This is a genomic window from Curtobacterium sp. MCBD17_034, from assembly GCF_003234515.1.
Classification (GTDB): domain Bacteria; phylum Actinomycetota; class Actinomycetes; order Actinomycetales; family Microbacteriaceae; genus Curtobacterium.
In genome coordinates this window covers 40,555-55,861 of record NZ_QKTN01000005.1, presented here as the reverse complement: position 1 = coordinate 55,861, position 15,307 = coordinate 40,555, and the positions used below count along the sequence as shown (strand labels likewise).

Here is a 15,307-nt window from a genome sequence, read left to right as displayed (position 1 = left end):
GTGCGCTCGGTCAGGAGGCGCGACGTGCGCGGGCAGCGCGGCGCTTGAGCGCGCGACGCTCGTCCTCGCTCAGACCGCCCCAGACGCCCGAGTCCTGCGAGGTCTCGAGCGCGTACTGCAGACAGGTCTCGGTGACGGTGCACCGAGCGCACACCGACTTCGCCTTCTCGATCTGGTCGACGGCCGGGCCGGTGTTCCCGACCGGGAAGAAGAGCTCGGGGTCCGCGGTGAGGCAGGCGGCCTTGTCACGCCAATCCATGTGTTGATGCTCCTTAAATAGCTTCGAATCGCACGACGAACGGCCGTGGCGAATCAAGTGCAGGCGTGGGCCAGCTGGGCTGCAGCACTGCGGGGGGATTCTCTGTGGGGGAGAGAAAGACTCTGCGGGAGGCGCACACGTCATCGTGGCGTTCCATCGACCTCGAACATCGTTCCATACTGATATGGCCAAATCAAGGGTCGAGAGCTGGAGGAACGCTGTGTCGGATGCCCCACGCCCGGAGCGCCCCGAGGGTGCCGCTGATCGGGAATCACCTGATCGCGCGGCATTCCGGACGCCGACCGTGCTCGGTCTCGCGGTCGTCGTGGGGCTCGAGTTCCTCGCCGTGGCGGTGCTCACGGTGGTGCTCGTCGTCGACCTCGTGGTCGCCCCGCCGGACTCGGTCGTGAACGGTCTGGCGCTCATCGTCCTCGCCGCCGTCGCCGCGATCTGGCTGGGAGCGATGGTGCTCGGACTGGCCCGCGCCCGCTCCTGGGTGCGGAGCGGGGTCGTCGTCTGGCAGTTCCTCCAGATCGCCCTCGCCGTCGGTGCGTTCCAGGGCGTGTTCCGGGTCCCGGCGATCGGGTGGGTGCTGCTCCTGCCAGCGCTGCTCGCCCTGGTGCTCGTCTTCGCACCGGCGACGACGGCGGTGCTCGCCCGCCGCGACCTCGAGCGCTGAGGGCAGGGACTCAGTCCAGGCCGAGCTTCTTCCGCAGCGCGGCCACGTGCCCCGTCGCCTTCACGTTGTAGAGCGGCAGCTGCACGCGGCCGTCCTCGTCGACGACGATCGTCGAGCGGATCGTGCCCGTCGTGACCTTGCCGTAGAGGTTCTTCTCGCCGTACGCGCCGTACGCGCGGTGGACCGTCAGGTCCGGGTCGCTCAGGAGCGGGAAGGTCAGGGCCTGCTCGTCCTTGAACCGCTGCAGCGCGGGGAGGTCGTCCTTGCTGATGCCGAGCACCGTGTAGCCGGCGCCCTGCAGGGAGTTCATGTTGTCGCGGAAGTCGCAGGCCTCGGTCGTGCATCCGGGCGTCGACGCGGCCGGGTAGAAGTACACGATGACCTTGCGGCCCCGCAGGTCGCGCAGGCTCGTCGGCGTGCCGTGCTCGTCCGGCAGGGTGAAGTCGGGGGCATCGGCCCCGGCGGCGAGACGTTCGGTCATCCTGTGCTCCTTGCGCGACGTGGTGGCGGCGCCCCGTGGTCCGTGGCGGCCGAGACCCATGCTATTGTTGTTCTCCGTTGCGGCGAGCCGCGACGGTACGCGCCTCTAGCTCAATTGGCAGAGCAACTGACTCTTAATCAGTGGGTTCTGGGTTCAAGTCCCAGGGGGCGCACCACCAGCCCCGGACCTCCCGGCATCAGCCGCAGGTCCGGGGCTTCGTCGTTGCCAGGCGCGGCCGTCGTCCCCCTCGATCGGGGGCGTCGTCCGGCAACCGCGGCGCTCGCGGGTCGCGCCGAGGACGACCTGGACTCGGTGTAGCGTGCGTACCTCCGGGCGGGAGCAAGGGGGGGGTGACGGGTGGGAACAGCGGACGAGGACGTGTCCGACCTCATCGCGGCGTTCACCTCCGTACAGCGGGCGAACGCCGCGCTCATGCGGCAGCTGAGCCTCCTCGCGGGCGTGCACGAGAACGCGCTGCGGGCGCTCGTGCTCATCGACGACACGGCCCGGTCCACGCCGACCGAGGTCGCCGGGTTCCTCGAGCTGACCTCCGGTGCGGTCACGAGCATGCTCGACCGACTCGTGGCGGGCGGGTTCATCAAGCGGATCCCGAACCCGGCCGACCGGCGCGGGTCCCTGCTCACGCTCGAACCCGCGGGTCAGGCCGTCGTCACGCAGATCCGGCGCCGCTACGAGGGGGTCATGCGGGCCGTCGACGCCGAGCACCGGGCCGGGCTGTACCTCGTGCTGAACGACCTCGCGACCGGGCTGCTCGAGCAGGCGCAGGGCGTCGTGTCCGACGCGGCCGCCGCGGGCGGAGACGGGACGTAGTCCCGGGACCGGCGGCGACCGCGGCGTGCGTCACGGTGCCGCGGCGTCAACGTCGGTCGAGCTCGGACGACCGCGCCCGGTACTCCGTCGCGTCGATCTCGCCGCGCGCGAACCGGTCCGCGAGGACGGCCCGGGCGTCGGAGCGAGCGCGCCACGGCCCGCGGCGGAGGACCCCGAACACGAGGGCGAGCACGACGAGGGTCGCGAGGAACACGACGGGGAACACGGCGAACGGGGCCATGGGCGGGCCGCCGTGCCAGGACGGTGCGGCGGCGAGTGCGGTGAGTGCGGGTGTCATGGTGACCTCCTCGGTCGGTGGCTGGGCGTCGCTGGTGCGACCGGTCCAGGCTCCTGCTCCGCGGTCGTCCTGTCGTCCGCTCGGGGGACGCTCCTGGACGTGCTCCCGACGGCAGTACCCGAGGTCGTTCCTCCACACGCATCACGCCGGAGGGAGGAGTCCACGGACACCTCCCCGGGCGGACGACGGCGCCCCGGTCGGCACCTAGGCTTCCGGGCATGAGGAGACCCACCGAGACCGGGCGGCGGCGGTTCGCGCGCGTCGGCAGGGTGCTCCCGGTGGCGGCACTGCAACTCGTCGGCACCCTCGTCCTGTCGCGCTGGACCGGGCCGACGCCCGGCACCGTGCCTGCTCATCCGGGACCGCCGTGGGGGCCGGGAACGGGGGAGGCCGTCGTGGCGGCACCCGGTCCGCTCGCGATCGCGATGCTCGTCGCTGCGGTGGTCGTCCTGCCGTTCCGGTGGCGTTGGCCGGTCGTCGTCCTCGGCGTGACGCTGGCGACGACCCTCGGCTACGCGGTCCTCGTGAGCCCGCGGGGTCCCTTCGTCGCGGCCCTCACCATGGCGGCGGTGAACGCGTGGCTGTCGGGTCGTCGCCGTTCCGCGGCCGCGGCGGTGGCGATCGGCGCGTTCGTGCTCCCGTGGGTGGACCTCGCGACGGGGCGTTCGTCCGTCCTGCCCTGGGGGACGGTCACCGTCATGCTCGCGTGGGGTGGACTCACGATCGCGCTCAGCGAGCTCGCTCGCGTCCGCGTGCTCCGCGCGGCCGAGGCCCGCCGCGCACGCGCGGAAGCGGTCCGGCGGCGCGCCGAGGACGAACGCGTCCGCATCGCTCGCGAGCTGCACGACTCGGTGGCGCACAACATGTCGCTGATCAACCTGCAGGCCGGGGTGGCGCTGCACCTCGGCGCCGACCTGCCGGACCCGACCCGGGCCGCGTTGAGGAGCATCCGCGACGCCAGCCACGAGGCCCTCGTGGAGCTCCGCGCGGTGCTCGGGGTCCTCCGCAGGGTGGACGATCCGGACGCGGGAACGAACAGCGGCGGCGCGGGTGCGGCGACCGGGAGTGGGATCGAGGCGACCGGGGACGGGGGCGTCGTGGTGCCCGAACGGTCCCCGGTGCCCGGCCTCGATCGACTCCGGGATCTCGTCCTGCGCGCGGAGGCGGCCGGACTCGACGTCACCCTCGACGTCGACGGCGACCTCGGCGCCGTCGACCGCATCGTGGATCGGACGGCGTTCCGCATCGTGCAGGAGTCGGTGACGAACGTCATGAAGCACGCGCCGTGGAATCGTGTCGCGGTGGTCGTCGGCGCGTCTGCGGAAGTCCTCGACGTCACCGTGGAGGACCTGCCCGACGCGCGCGGGCGGAGGGGCACTGCTGCACAGCCGGACCCGGCCGCGTCAGCCGCGTCCTCCGCGTCGGCCTCGGTGGACGCCCCGCAGGACACCCTCGACCGCGCCCAGGCCGGCCTCGGTCCGTCGGGCAACGGCATCATCGGCATGCGGGAGCGGGTGGCTGCGGTCGGCGGCGTGCTCGAAGCCGGCCCGGTCACCGGTGGCGGATGGCGGGTGCACGCGCGGCTCCCGACCACCGGCACGACCACGACCACGACCACGACCACGGGCACGGGCACGGACATCTCGGACCGACGGAGCGCTGCCCTCGAGCGAGGACAGGAGGCACACCGTGGATGACGCCAGCGAGGCGGCACCGCTCCGGTTGGTGATCGCGGACGACCAGGCACTCGTCCGCGCCGGACTGCGGGCGCTCGTCGAGTCCGAGCCCGACATGACCGTCGTCGCCGAGGCCGCCGACGGCGAGGACGCCGTGCGTGCCGCCGTGGAACACCACCCCGACGTCGTGCTCATGGACATCCGCATGCCCCGCGTCGACGGACTCGTGGCGACGCGGCGCATCGGTGCCGACCCGGCGCTCCGTGACGTGCGCGTCGTGGTCCTCACGACCTTCGAGGAGGACGCCTTCGTGTTCGAGGCGATCCGAGGCGGAGCGGCCGGGTTCCTGGTCAAGGACACCGAGCCGGCCGAGCTCCTCCGCGCGATCCGGACGGTGGTCGCGGGTGACTCGTTGCTCTCGCCGGGGGCGACCCGGTCCCTCGTCGCCGCCTTCGCCACGCACGCCACCCCGGCGGAACTGACCCCTGCACTCGACCGGTTGACCGACCGGGAGCGCGAGGTCATGCGCTGGGTCGCCGGGGGACTGTCGAACAGCGAGATCGCACAACGCCTGTTCATCAGCCCTGCGACGACGAAGTCACACGTGAGCCGGGCGATGGTGAAGCTCGGCGCACGGGACCGGGCGCAGCTCGTCGTGTTCGCCTACGAGACGGGCCTCGTCGCACCCGGCTGGTCCGGCTCCTGACCGCGTGGCCCCCAGCGCGGATCGGTAGGGTCGACCAGGCCGACGAACCGGAGGTGGTCGATGACGTCCTGGGTGGAGCACGCCCTCTGGTGGCACGTGTACCCGTTGGGGTTCGTCGGTGCCGACATCCGTCCGCCGGAGGCCCCCGCGCCGTCGGCACGGGAACGCCCGGTCGAGCACCGGCTCGGCCGACTCGAGGCGTGGCTCGACCACGTCGTCGACCTCGGGCTGAACGGCATCGCGCTGGGACCGGTGTTCGCGTCGTCGACGCACGGCTACGACACGCTCGACCACTTCCGGGTGGACCCGCGGCTCGGGGACGAGGACGACCTCCTCCGTCTCGTCGCCACGGCGCACGACCGCGGCGTCCGGGTGCTGCTCGACGGGGTGTTCAACCACGTGGGGCGCGCGCATCCGGCGTTCCGAGCGCTCGAGGAGGACGGACCCGCGGCCCCGACCGCCGGACTGTTCCGCGTGCGCTGGGACGGGTGGCGTCCCGGTGACCGCGTCGACGCGGACGTGTTCGAGGGACACGACCAACTCGTCGCCCTCGACCACGGCTCCTCGGCGACCGTCGACCTGGTCGTCGACGTCATGACCCACTGGCTCGACCGCGGCGTGGACGGCTGGCGCCTCGACGCCGCGTACGCCGTGCCGCCCGCGTTCTGGGCGGCGGTGTTGCCCCGCGTGCGAGAGCGGCACCCGGACGCTTGGTTCTCGGGTGAGGTGATCCACGGTGACGCCGCTGCCGTCGTGCGGGCCTCGACCATGGACTCGGTCACCCAGTACGAGCTGTGGCAGGGCATCTGGCACGGCATCGCGGACGGCAACTGCCACGAGCTCGCACACGCGATCCGCCGGCACGACGCGCTCCTGTCGACGTTCGTCCCGAGCACGTTCGTCGGTAACCACGACGTGACGCGCATCACCTCCGCGGTCGGTCCGCGGCACCTGCCGCACGCCCTCGCGGTCCTGTTCACGGTGGCCGGCGTGCCGAGTGTGTACGCGGGCGACGAGTACGCCTTCCGCGGCGTCAAGGAGGCCCGGGTCGGCGGCGACGACGCCGTGCGCCCGGCGTTCCCACCCGTGCCACCGGCTCCGGCCGACCTCGATCCGGAGGGCCGGGACGCGTTCCGCACGCACCAGGCGCTCGTCGCCGTGCGGCGTCGCCACCCGTGGCTGCACCGCGCGCACACGGACATCGTGCACCTCGAGAACACGGCGATCGTGCTCCGGACGGCGATCGGCACGGACGCGGTCGTCACCGCGCTCAACATCGGCGACGAGGCGGTGTCGCTGCCCGCTGCCGGGTCGACCACGGTCGAGGCGGGGGCGGGCGAGGTCGACCACGGTCGCGTCCGGCTGGCGGCCTCCGGTTGGGCGGTGCTCGGCGGGTGACCGCTCGTCGCGTCTTCGGGCGAGCCTGCATGGCCGCCGTGCTCGTCGTGGCCGGCTGGGTGGTCGCCCCGTCCGTGGCGTCCGCCGCGCCGTCGGACCGACCCGCGTCGGCCGCCATCGGGAGGCTCGGCGTCGGGGGGCCCGGCGTCGGGAGGCTCGCCGTCGCGGCACCCGCGTCCACCGCGACGCGTTCGTCCCCGCCGGTCCGGCCGTTCCCGACCCGCGGGCGCCCGGACTACCAGCTCGGCGGCGCCTACCGTCCGCCCGCCGGCGTCACGATCGTCGAACGGGACAGCACCGCGCATCCGGCACCGGGCACGTACGGGATCTGCTACGTCAACGGGTTCCAGACCCAGCCCCAGGACACCGCGTGGTGGCGGCGCGAGCACCCGAGGGACCTCCTCCGGACCGCATCGGGGAAACCGGTCAGCGATCCCGGGTGGCCGGACGAGGTCCTCCTGGACACCGGGACCGCGGCGCACCGTCGAGACGTCGTCCGGGTCCTGTCCCGCACCGTGGACCGCTGTGCACGTCGTGGGTTCGACGCCGTCGAGTTCGACAACCTCGACTCGTGGACGCGCTCGCGCGGGCGCCTCAGCCGCGCTGACGCCCTCGCCACCGCCGCGCTCCTGGTCGACGTGGCGCACCGGGACGGCCTCGCCGCGGGGCAGAAGAACGCGCCGGGCCTCGGCACGCGGGGGCGGGACGTCGCGGGCTTCGACTTCGCCGTCGCCGAGGAGTGCGTGCGCTACGACGAGTGCCGTGCGTACACCCGCGTGTACGGCGGACGGGTGATCGACGTCGAGTACAGCGACGCGCTCCGCACGACGTTCGCCGCCGCCTGCCGTTCCGCGTCGCGGCCGCGCATGACGATCCTCCGCGATCGTGACCTCGTCACGCCCTCGCACGCGGCGTACCGGTACCGGCGCTGCCTCGTCGCCGGCTCGTGAGAGCATCGTCGCGCCCCCGCCCGCCGACAGGAAGCCGCTCCGTGCCCCGCTCCCACACCACCGCCACCGCCCTCGTGATCGGAGCCGGGATCGCCGGCGCCGCCACCGCGTTCGCCCTGGCGCGCCGTGGGGTGGCCGTGACGGTCGTCGACGACGGCGCGACCGGGCAGGCGACCGCGGCGAGTGCGGGGATCCTGCAGCCCTGGTCGTCCGCGGTCGACGGGCCGTTCCTCGACCTCTACGCGGCGGGCGCCGCGTTCTACCCGAACCTGCTCGCGCAGCTCGCCGGCGTCGGCGTGACCCGGACCGACCACCGTCGGAGCGGTGCGCTCGTCGTCAACGCCGACCCGGCCCTCCTGGACGCGGCGGAGGCCCGGGTCCGGTCGCGGGCGGCCGTCGCCGGGTCGGTCGTCGGCGCGGTGGAGCGCATCACGAACGCCGAGGCCCGACGACGCTTCCCTCCGCTCGCCGCGGGACTCGACGCGCTCTTCATCGAGGGCGGCGGACGCGTGGACGGCCGCACGCTCCGTGATGCGCTCCTCCTGGCGGCCGAGCGCCTCGGCGCGGTGCGGCGGGGCGGCCGCGTCCGGTCGGTGCGCGTCGTGCAGGGCCGGCCGCTGGTCGACGTCGACGGCGCGGACACGACGGCGGACGTCGTCGTGGTCGCCGCGGGCGCGTGGTCACGGGACCTCCTCGCATCCACGGGTGCCGCCGTCCCGGTCGCACCGCAGCGCGGTCAGATCACGCACCTCCGCGTCGAGGGCGTCGACACGTCCGCCTGGCCCTCCGTCCACCCGTTGTCGCACCACTACCTCGTGGCGTTCGACGACTCGCGCGTCGCCGTCGGCGCGACCCGCGAGACCGACAGCGGGTTCGACCCACGCGTCACCGCGGCCGGGCAGCTCCAGGTCCTGCAGGACGCGCTGGCGGTCGCGCCGGGACTCGCGGACGCGACGCTCATCGAGACGCGGGTCGGGCTGCGGCCCCTGCCCGACGACACCATGCCGGTCGTCGGTGCGCTGCCGGGTACGCCGGGCGTCGTCGTCGCGACGGGCTACGGCGCGGCCGGACTGACGATGGGCCCGCTGCTGGGTGACGCCGTGGCCCGGTGGGTGCTGGGGGAACCGGCACCCGAGCTCGAGCACACCGCGCCCGGACGCGCTGGCGTCCCTGGCACCGACGCGCGCTGATCCGCCGGTCGTCCGGTCAGACCCCGCCGCAGGTGATCGCGCGGATCGTCGCGGCGTCCCCGCCGCCGACGCCGCCGACGAACGCGGTGGTCGGCGTGCCGTCGGTGAGGGCGCGTCGGGCCGTCGACCACGACGGGCCGAGGAACGCGAGCATCGCCGCGCGATCGCGCGTCCAGAAGCGCCATCGGCGTGCCGCGGCCGGGAGGCCCGGTGCCGGGGACCAGCCCTCCGGCGGCTCCCACAGTTGGTGCAGGGCGACCCACTCCGCCGACGGTTCGGGCCACCCGGGCGGGCGGCGGAACCGGAACGGCGGGGCCGCCGCTCCCGCGGGCTCGGACGGGACGGCGGTGTCACGGAGTTCCCCCATGCGGCGACCGTACCGACGCCTCCCAGGTGCCGCGCAGGCCCCTCTTCGGGGTCGACGTCCCGTGCGGTCCGGACGCGTCGCACGACGAACGACGACGGCCCGCCACCGAGGGGGTGGCGGGCCGTCGTCGTGGTGACGGTGCTACGGAGTCAGCTCCGCGTGGTGCCCGTCGTGCCGGTGGTGCCGCCGTCGCCCTCGAGCTCGATCTCCTCGTGCGCGACGTCCTCGGTCACGTTCTCCTGCTCGGTGACGGTGTCCTTGCCGAGGCGGACGCGCTCGACCGGCACGGTCTCCTTGTCGACGACGACGCGCTCCTCGCTGAGGGTCACCTCGTGCTCCTCCTCGCTGAGCTCCGGGCCGTCGGTCGCGGCGCCGACGTTCGCGTCGGTGATCGGCTCGCGCTCGAGTCGGACCTCCTCGTGCTGGACGGGGACGGTGACGTTCTGCTGCTCGGTGACGACGTGCTTGCGGAGGCGCGCACGGCCGGTCTGGACCTGCTGCGTGCCGACCTGGAGGTGCTGCTCCGAACGGGTCATGGCGTCGTCGGTGTCGGGGCCGGACGTGTCGTGGCCGGCGCCCTCGAAGCCCGTGGTGCCGGTGCCGACCGTGCCCGTGGTGTCGGTGCCGGTCGTGGTGGTGTCCGTGCCCGCGTAGGTGTCCGTCGTGCCGGTGCCGCCGGTGATGCCGTAGTACGAGAACAGGGTGTTCTCCTCGTCGATGCCGAGCTGGCCGTCGGCGTCCACCCGCGGGGCGTCCTTGATCCTGGCCTTGTCGTACCCGACGGTGAGCGTGCCGTTGCTGTAGTCCGCGTTCTCGAGCGGGACGAAGGACTCGGAGGTGCCGAAGAGGCCCGTCGAGACGCTGGCGAACAGCGGGTGACCGTCGTTCTGGTCCACGTAGACCTGCTTGACGGTGCCGACCTTGTCGCCGTCGCGGTCGATGACCGTCGCGTCGAAGATGTCGTTCATGGTGGTGGTGTCGATCATCGCGTTCTCCCTGATGTCGGTGGTGCTTCTCGGGTCTGCTTCTCGGTCTGCTCTGGAGCGCGTGGACGTGGGGCCCTGCGCCGGTGTGATCGCGACGCGCCGTACGGGCTGACGTCGACGCAGGCGATGCAACGCGTTCTCGGCCGTGCCGTCCCGCATGTCCGGGTGCCACCCATCGAACGGGGGACAAACGGAGCCGTTCGCGCACTTCTGCGGCCCGGGACGCGGCACCACGACGCATGTCGGACGATGTGGGGGACGTGCTCCTCGTGTTGCTGATCCGTGCAGGATCGATCCGCGTTCCCTGGCGTTCCCGGTGCCTGGGAGGATCAGACGCATGGCCTCCTCGACCTCGACACCCGTGCCCACCCGCCGTTCCGTCACCGTGCTCGCCGGCGGCGTCGGCGGGGGACGGTTCGCGCGCGGCGTGCGGCACCTCGCGCGGCAGCAGGACCTCGACGTCACCGTCGTGGTGAACACGGGTGACGACCTCTGGCTCACCGGGCTGCGCGTGTGCCCCGACCTCGACTCCGTCATGTACGCCCTCGCCGACGCGAACGACACCGAGCGCGGATGGGGGCGTGCCGGTGAGTCCGAACGCGTCAGCGCCGAGCTCACCGCCTACGGCGTGGGGTGGCCGTGGTTCACGCTCGGCGACCTCGACCTCGGCACGCACATCGCGCGCACCGCGATGCTCCGCGACGGCGACGACCTGACCCGGGCCACGGCGCGGCTGGCAGCGCGGTGGGCCCTCGACGTCACGCTCCTGCCCGTGACCGACGACGAGGTCCCGACCCTCGTCGACGTCGACCGTCCCGACGGCACCCGGGACCGCATCCACTTCGAGGAGTGGTGGGTGCGCCACCGCGCCGCGATCCCCACGCACGGGTTCGTGCAGCAGGGCGTCGAACGGGCGTCGGTCAGTGCGGCGGCAGCGGCGGCGATCCGTGGTGCCGACGTCGTGCTCCTCGCGCCGTCGAACCCGGTGGTGTCGATCGGCACGATGCTCGGCGTGCCAGGGGTCCGCGAGGCGCTCGCCGCGGCCCGGGGTCCGGTGGTCGGCGTCGCCCCGGTGATCGGAGGTCGACCCGTGCGTGGCATGGCGGACGTCTGCTGTGCGGTGGCCGGCGTCGAGGCGACGGCCGCGGGGATCGCACGGCACTACGGCGCCCGGCGGGACGGCGGGCTGCTCGACGCCTGGCTCGTCGACGAGGTCGACGCGGACGCCGCGGCCGAGCTGCAGCGCGACGGGCTCCCGACCCGGGCCGTCCCGCTCTGGATGACCGACGACGACGCCACGGCCGACATGGCGCGGGCCGCGCTGGCGCTCGGGCTGGAGGCCCGGGGAGCGTGAGCGGAGCGGATGGTCGTCGCGGATCCGCAGCCAGCGTCATGACCTGACCGCCCGTACGATCGAGCCGGAGCCCGGACCGCGGATGCATCAGGCGCACGGGCCCCCACGACAGGAGGACGCATCCCGTGACCGGACCGACCATCGGCTACGCCGCCATGCTCGAGCAGTTCCACCCGACCGAGGCCGTCGCGCTGAGCGAGTACGCCGAGCAGCACGGGTTCTCGGGGGTGATGGCCGCCGACCACTTCCAGCCGTGGGTCCCCGCGCAGGGTCAGAGTTCGTTCGTGTGGAACGTGCTCACCGCCATCGGCGAACGGACCCGGGGGGACATGGGGCCCGGCGTCACGGCCCCGACGTTCCGCTGGCACCCGGCGATGGTGGCCCAGGCGTCGGCGACCCTCGCCGCCATGTACCCGGGCCGGCACTGGCTCGGACTCGGATCCGGCGAGGCGCTCAACGAGCACGTCGTCGGGCAGTACTGGCCCGAGACGCCGGAACGCATCAACCGCATGTTCGAGGCCATCGACGTCATGCAGAAGCTGTTCCGGGCCTCGGCCGCGGGCAAGGACGTCAAGCACTCCGGCACCTTCTTCAAGCTCGAGTCGACCCGGCTGTGGACCATGCCCGAGGTGCCGCCGGAGATCCTCGTCGCCACCGCCGGTCCCGTGACCGCCAAGCGCGCCGGGCGGACGGTCGACGGCCTCATCACGGTGGGGGCACCGCTCGAGAAGATCGCGGGCCTGTTCGCCAAGTTCGACGAGGGCGCGCGCGAGGCCGGCAAGGACCCGTCGACCATGCCCCGCGTCCTCCAGGTGCACCTGTCCTGGGCGCCGACCGACGAGGAGGCGCTCCGGAACGCGATGGTCGAGTGGCCGAACGGCGGCATGAAGTTCCCGAAGGCCGACATCCGCTCGCCGTTCGAGTTCGAGCAGATGGCCAAGCTCGTCCGCCCCGAGGACTTCGAGGGCCGCATGGTCATCTCGAGCGACCCGGACGTGCACCTCCGGGCGTTGCAGCGGTACGCGGACCTCGGCTTCGACCGGATCTACCTGCACAACGTCGGGCGGAACCAGCGAGAATGGATCGATGTGTTCTCCGACGCGGTCCTGCCGAAGCTGACCAGGTGACCCGGTTCACCGTCTTCGCCATCCGCGGCGTGCCCGAGGTCGTTCCGGGTGCCGACCTCGCCGCGCTCATCGGTGACGCGATCGCCGCGGACCCCGAGCAGGCGCTCGCCGACGGCGACGTCCTCGCGGTGACGAGCAAGGTCGTGTCGAAGGCCGAGGGGCGGACGGCCCCCGCCGCCGATCGTGACCGCGTGATCGCCGAGGAGACCGTCCGCGTCGTCGCCGAACGTCCCACCCCCGACGGGCGGGTCACCCGGATCGTGGAGAACCGGCTCGGCATCGTCGGTGCCGCCGCCGGGGTCGACGCCTCGAACACCGCCGACGGCACCGTCCTCCGTCTGCCGGAGGACCCGGACGCCTCCGCCCGCCGCATCCGCACGGCCCTGGAGGCCCGCTTCGGCCTCCGCCTCGGCGTGGTCGTCACCGACACGCTCGGGCGGGCGTGGCGCACCGGGCAGACCGACGTCGCGATCGGCGCGAGTGGCGTCCGGCTGCTCGTCGACCTCGCCGGGACCCTCGACGCGAGCGGACGGCCACTCGGGGTGACCGCTCCGGCGGTCGGCGACGAGATCGCCGCCGCGGCAGACCTCGCCAAGGGCAAGGCGACGGGCCTCCCGGTCGCGGTGGTCCGCGGACTCGGGCACCTGCTCGACGCCGACGCGCCCGGCGCGCGGGTGCTCCAGTACCCGGCCGAGCGCGACTGGTTCCGGCGTGGTTCCGCCGAGGCGCACCGCGACGGCTACGAGGCCGGTCTGGCAGCGGCCGCGGCCGCGGCCGAGCAGGCCCAGCAGACCCGCACCCACCGGATCCTGCCGCCCACCGAGGTGCCGTGACCCCGGACTGGACGATCGTCGTCCCGGTCAAGGGCACGGCGGGGGCCAAGACGCGACTCGCGGCCACGCCCGAGCAGGCCCTCGCCATCGCGCTCGACACGGTCGCCGTCGCCGCCACGGTCGCGCCGGTCGTGGTCGTGACCCACCCGTCGTCCGCGCCGGCGTTCCACGCCCTCGCCGTCACCGTGGTCGAGGACCCGGGCCGCGGCCTCGACGCCGCGGTGCTCGCGGGCGTCGCGACGTGCGCACACGGCCCGACCGCAGTCCTCCAGGGCGACCTGCCCGCACTCGACGCGGCGCAGCTCCGTGCCGCGCTCGCGGCGGCGGCACCGTACCCGCGCGCGGTGCTGCCGGACGCCGACGGGACCGGCACCGTCCTGCTCACGGCACTCCACGGCCACGACCACCGCCCGCGGTTCGGACGCGGCTCCGCCCGCGCCCATCGGGCCCAGGGATACACGGAGCTCGACCTGCCGGGCCTCACCGGCCTCCGACGTGACGTGGACACCCGCGCGCACCTGGCCGCCCTCGGGTCCGGCCTGGGGCCGCGGACGCTGGCGGCGTTCGCCCGGTCCTGATCCCGCACCACCACGACGACCCGCTGCGCACTATGGTGAGCCCGTGCGGTGGTCCCCGGGCGAGGCGGATGGAGCACGCGCTGCTGCATCCTCTCCGGGGCTACCCCGGGGCACGCGGATCGACCAGGAACACACGCCTCAGGAGCTCGGGCGCGCTCCGCGCGCTGACGCTCCCGAACGGCACGACGAGTCGTCCGGGGACCACCAGCACGCCGACCCGCCACCGACCTCGCGGCTCGTCGCCCCGGAGCGGTCGGCCGGTCTCGTCGAGACGGCGATCGCGCTCGCGGACGCCTTCCTGGCCGCGTCGGCGTGGCGACCCGCGGAGCTCTCGGCCGCCGGCACCACGACGGTCGGACGCCGTCCGGGTCTGGTCGAGCCCGCGGTCGCGGCCGTCCTCGCCGTGTACCCGCGCGCCCCACGGGACGCGCCGCGTCGGCTGGCCGGGGTCCTCGCGTCCGACCGCTCGTTCACCGCGGCGTTCGCACGCCTCACAGCCCGCCGGCCCGTGCGGCTCCGGGTGCGCACGGTCGCACCCGTGGTCGCGGCTCCGGTCGCGGCGCACGTTCCCGTCGTCGACGCGTTGCCCGATCTCGCGACGCTGCTCGGTGTCACCACCGAGCGGCTGCTCTGGTTCGCCGACACCCGCGGGTGGAACCGTCGGGTCCCGGCCGGGAGTCCGCTCCACCACTACGAGCACCGGTGGGTCCAGCGCCCGGGACGGACCCCACGGTTGCTCGAGGCGCCGCTCCACCAGCTCCGGACGATGCAGCGGGTGGTGCTCGACCAGGTGTTGGCGCCCCTCCCGCTGTCCGACGCGGTGCACGGCTTCGTGCGCGGTCGCAGCGCGTTGTCCGGTGCCGAGGTCCACGTCGGGCACGACGTCGTCGTGAGTGCCGACCTCGTGTCCTTCTTCGCGGCCGTCCCGGCCTCCCGCGTGTACGGGATCTTCCGCCGGGTCGGGTACGCCGAACCCGTGGCGCACGTGCTCACCGGACTGTGCACGCACGTCGTGCCGGACGCGGTGCTCCGCGCGATGCCGCCGGGCGGGGACCTCGACGAGCGGTGGGCGCTCCGCCAGGCCCTCGCCACGCCACACCTGCCGCAGGGTGCGCCGTCCTCGCCGGCGCTGGCGAACCTGTCGCTCCGCCGACTCGACGCCCGGCTCGCCGGGTGGGCGCAGGCCGCGGACGCCGTCTACACGCGGTACGCGGACGACCTGGCGTTCAGCGGCGACGGCGCGATCGCCGCGCGACCCGACGCGTTCCTGCGCGGCGTCGACCGGATCGTCGCCGACGAGGGGCACGCGCTGAACCCCCGGAAGACGCGCGTGCGGCGGCAGGGGGTCCGCCAGTCGGTCACGGGCGTGGTCGTGAACGCGGTGCCCGGCGTCGGCCGACGCGAGCTCGACCGCCTCCGAGCGGTCCTGCACAACTGCGTGCGGTACGGACCGGCGTCGCAGGACCGCGGCGACCACGCCGACTTCCGCGCCCATCTGGAGGGACGGGTCGGCTGGGTGGAGCAGGTGCACCCGGCGCGCGGAGCGGCGTTGCGAGCAGAGTTCGAACGGATCGCGTGGTGAGCGCGCGATGCG

Annotated in this window: 17 protein-coding genes and 1 tRNA gene; 13 read left to right on the top strand and 5 right to left on the bottom strand. The window is 73.8% G+C overall.

Annotated features, from left to right (window positions below; all coding sequences use genetic code 11):
• Positions 1 to 10: 10 nt before the first annotated feature.
• Positions 11 to 259, bottom strand: coding sequence for a WhiB family transcriptional regulator (locus DEI92_RS10410; protein ID WP_066515941.1), 249 nt, complete (start codon positions 257 to 259; stop codon positions 11 to 13).
• Between the two features lie 304 nt (positions 260 to 563).
• On the opposite strand from DEI92_RS10410, the gene DEI92_RS10405 reads away from it, so the two are divergent.
• The gene (locus DEI92_RS10405; RefSeq protein ID WP_111009564.1) at positions 564 to 938 is read left to right on the top strand and encodes a hypothetical protein; all 375 of its coding nucleotides are present in this window, start codon (positions 564 to 566) and stop codon (positions 936 to 938) included.
• Between the two features lie 10 nt (positions 939 to 948).
• Here DEI92_RS10405 and bcp read toward each other — a convergent pair whose 3' ends face one another.
• The gene (bcp, locus tag DEI92_RS10400; protein ID WP_111009565.1) at positions 949 to 1,419 is read right to left on the bottom strand and encodes a thioredoxin-dependent thiol peroxidase; all 471 of its coding nucleotides are present in this window, start codon (positions 1,417 to 1,419) and stop codon (positions 949 to 951) included.
• Between the two features lie 99 nt (positions 1,420 to 1,518).
• Between bcp and DEI92_RS10395 the strand changes: the two genes are divergently transcribed.
• Positions 1,519 to 1,594: transfer RNA gene (locus DEI92_RS10395), tRNA-Lys, on the top strand.
• A 203-nt stretch (positions 1,595 to 1,797) separates the two neighbouring features.
• A complete protein-coding gene (locus DEI92_RS10390; protein WP_111013444.1) occupies positions 1,798 to 2,250 on the top strand; it encodes a MarR family winged helix-turn-helix transcriptional regulator in 453 nt (150 codons plus the stop codon).
• A gap of 46 nt (positions 2,251 to 2,296) precedes the next feature.
• Here DEI92_RS10390 and DEI92_RS10385 read toward each other — a convergent pair whose 3' ends face one another.
• Positions 2,297 to 2,548, bottom strand: coding sequence for an SHOCT domain-containing protein (locus DEI92_RS10385; protein ID WP_220035635.1), 252 nt, complete (start codon positions 2,546 to 2,548; stop codon positions 2,297 to 2,299).
• A gap of 218 nt (positions 2,549 to 2,766) precedes the next feature.
• Here DEI92_RS10385 and DEI92_RS10380 point away from each other — a divergent pair, with 218 nt between their 5' ends.
• From DEI92_RS10380 to DEI92_RS10360, 5 genes are read left to right on the top strand one after another with little or no spacing between them, the layout of a single operon-like run.
• Positions 2,767 to 4,245 carry a sensor histidine kinase gene (locus tag DEI92_RS10380; RefSeq protein WP_111013443.1) on the top strand — a complete coding sequence of 493 codons (1,479 nt, stop codon included), beginning with the start codon at positions 2,767 to 2,769 and terminating at the stop codon, positions 4,243 to 4,245.
• Positions 4,238 to 4,930, top strand: coding sequence for a response regulator transcription factor (locus DEI92_RS10375; RefSeq protein WP_258370163.1), 693 nt, complete (start codon positions 4,238 to 4,240; stop codon positions 4,928 to 4,930). The genes DEI92_RS10380 and DEI92_RS10375 overlap by 8 nt, the downstream gene beginning before the upstream one ends.
• 60 nt (positions 4,931 to 4,990) lie before the next feature.
• On the top strand, positions 4,991 to 6,328 hold the full coding sequence (locus DEI92_RS10370) for an alpha-amylase family protein (protein ID WP_111013442.1): 1,338 nt from the start codon (positions 4,991 to 4,993) through the stop codon (positions 6,326 to 6,328).
• A gap of 29 nt (positions 6,329 to 6,357) precedes the next feature.
• Complete coding sequence (locus tag DEI92_RS10365; protein ID WP_111013441.1) at positions 6,358 to 7,278, top strand: endo alpha-1,4 polygalactosaminidase; 921 nt, start codon at positions 6,358 to 6,360, stop codon at positions 7,276 to 7,278.
• Between the two features lie 41 nt (positions 7,279 to 7,319).
• Positions 7,320 to 8,468 carry an FAD-binding oxidoreductase gene (locus DEI92_RS10360; RefSeq protein ID WP_111013440.1) on the top strand — a complete coding sequence of 383 codons (1,149 nt, stop codon included), beginning with the start codon at positions 7,320 to 7,322 and terminating at the stop codon, positions 8,466 to 8,468.
• A 16-nt stretch (positions 8,469 to 8,484) separates the two neighbouring features.
• Here DEI92_RS10360 and DEI92_RS10355 read toward each other — a convergent pair whose 3' ends face one another.
• Both DEI92_RS10355 and DEI92_RS10350 read right to left on the bottom strand, forming a co-directional pair.
• Positions 8,485 to 8,835: a hypothetical protein gene (locus tag DEI92_RS10355; protein ID WP_111013439.1), complete on the bottom strand. Its 351-nt coding sequence runs from the start codon at positions 8,833 to 8,835 to the stop codon at positions 8,485 to 8,487.
• 149 nt (positions 8,836 to 8,984) lie between these two features.
• Positions 8,985 to 9,821, bottom strand: a complete 837-nt coding sequence (locus tag DEI92_RS10350) for a DUF2382 domain-containing protein (protein ID WP_111013438.1) — start codon at positions 9,819 to 9,821, stop codon at positions 8,985 to 8,987.
• 337 nt (positions 9,822 to 10,158) lie between these two features.
• On the opposite strand from DEI92_RS10350, the gene cofD reads away from it, so the two are divergent.
• The 5 genes from cofD (at position 10,159) to DEI92_RS10325 (ending at position 15,295) form a co-directional block, all read left to right on the top strand.
• Positions 10,159 to 11,175 (top strand): 2-phospho-L-lactate transferase, encoded by a 1,017-nt coding sequence (gene cofD, locus DEI92_RS10345; protein ID WP_111009571.1) that lies wholly within the window; start codon positions 10,159 to 10,161, stop codon positions 11,173 to 11,175.
• Positions 11,176 to 11,330: 155 nt separating this feature from the next.
• Complete coding sequence (locus DEI92_RS10340; RefSeq protein ID WP_111009641.1) at positions 11,331 to 12,302, top strand: TIGR03557 family F420-dependent LLM class oxidoreductase; 972 nt, start codon at positions 11,331 to 11,333, stop codon at positions 12,300 to 12,302.
• Positions 12,299 to 13,135 carry a coenzyme F420-0:L-glutamate ligase gene (cofE, locus tag DEI92_RS10335; protein ID WP_258370162.1) on the top strand — a complete coding sequence of 279 codons (837 nt, stop codon included), beginning with the start codon at positions 12,299 to 12,301 and terminating at the stop codon, positions 13,133 to 13,135. The genes DEI92_RS10340 and cofE overlap by 4 nt, the downstream gene beginning before the upstream one ends.
• Positions 13,132 to 13,713, top strand: a complete 582-nt coding sequence (gene cofC, locus DEI92_RS10330) for a 2-phospho-L-lactate guanylyltransferase (protein ID WP_111013436.1) — start codon at positions 13,132 to 13,134, stop codon at positions 13,711 to 13,713. The genes cofE and cofC overlap by 4 nt, the downstream gene beginning before the upstream one ends.
• A gap of 43 nt (positions 13,714 to 13,756) precedes the next feature.
• Entirely contained in the window at positions 13,757 to 15,295 is a 1,539-nt protein-coding gene (locus DEI92_RS10325; RefSeq protein ID WP_111013435.1) for a reverse transcriptase family protein, read from the top strand.
• Positions 15,296 to 15,307: the final 12 nt, after the last annotated feature.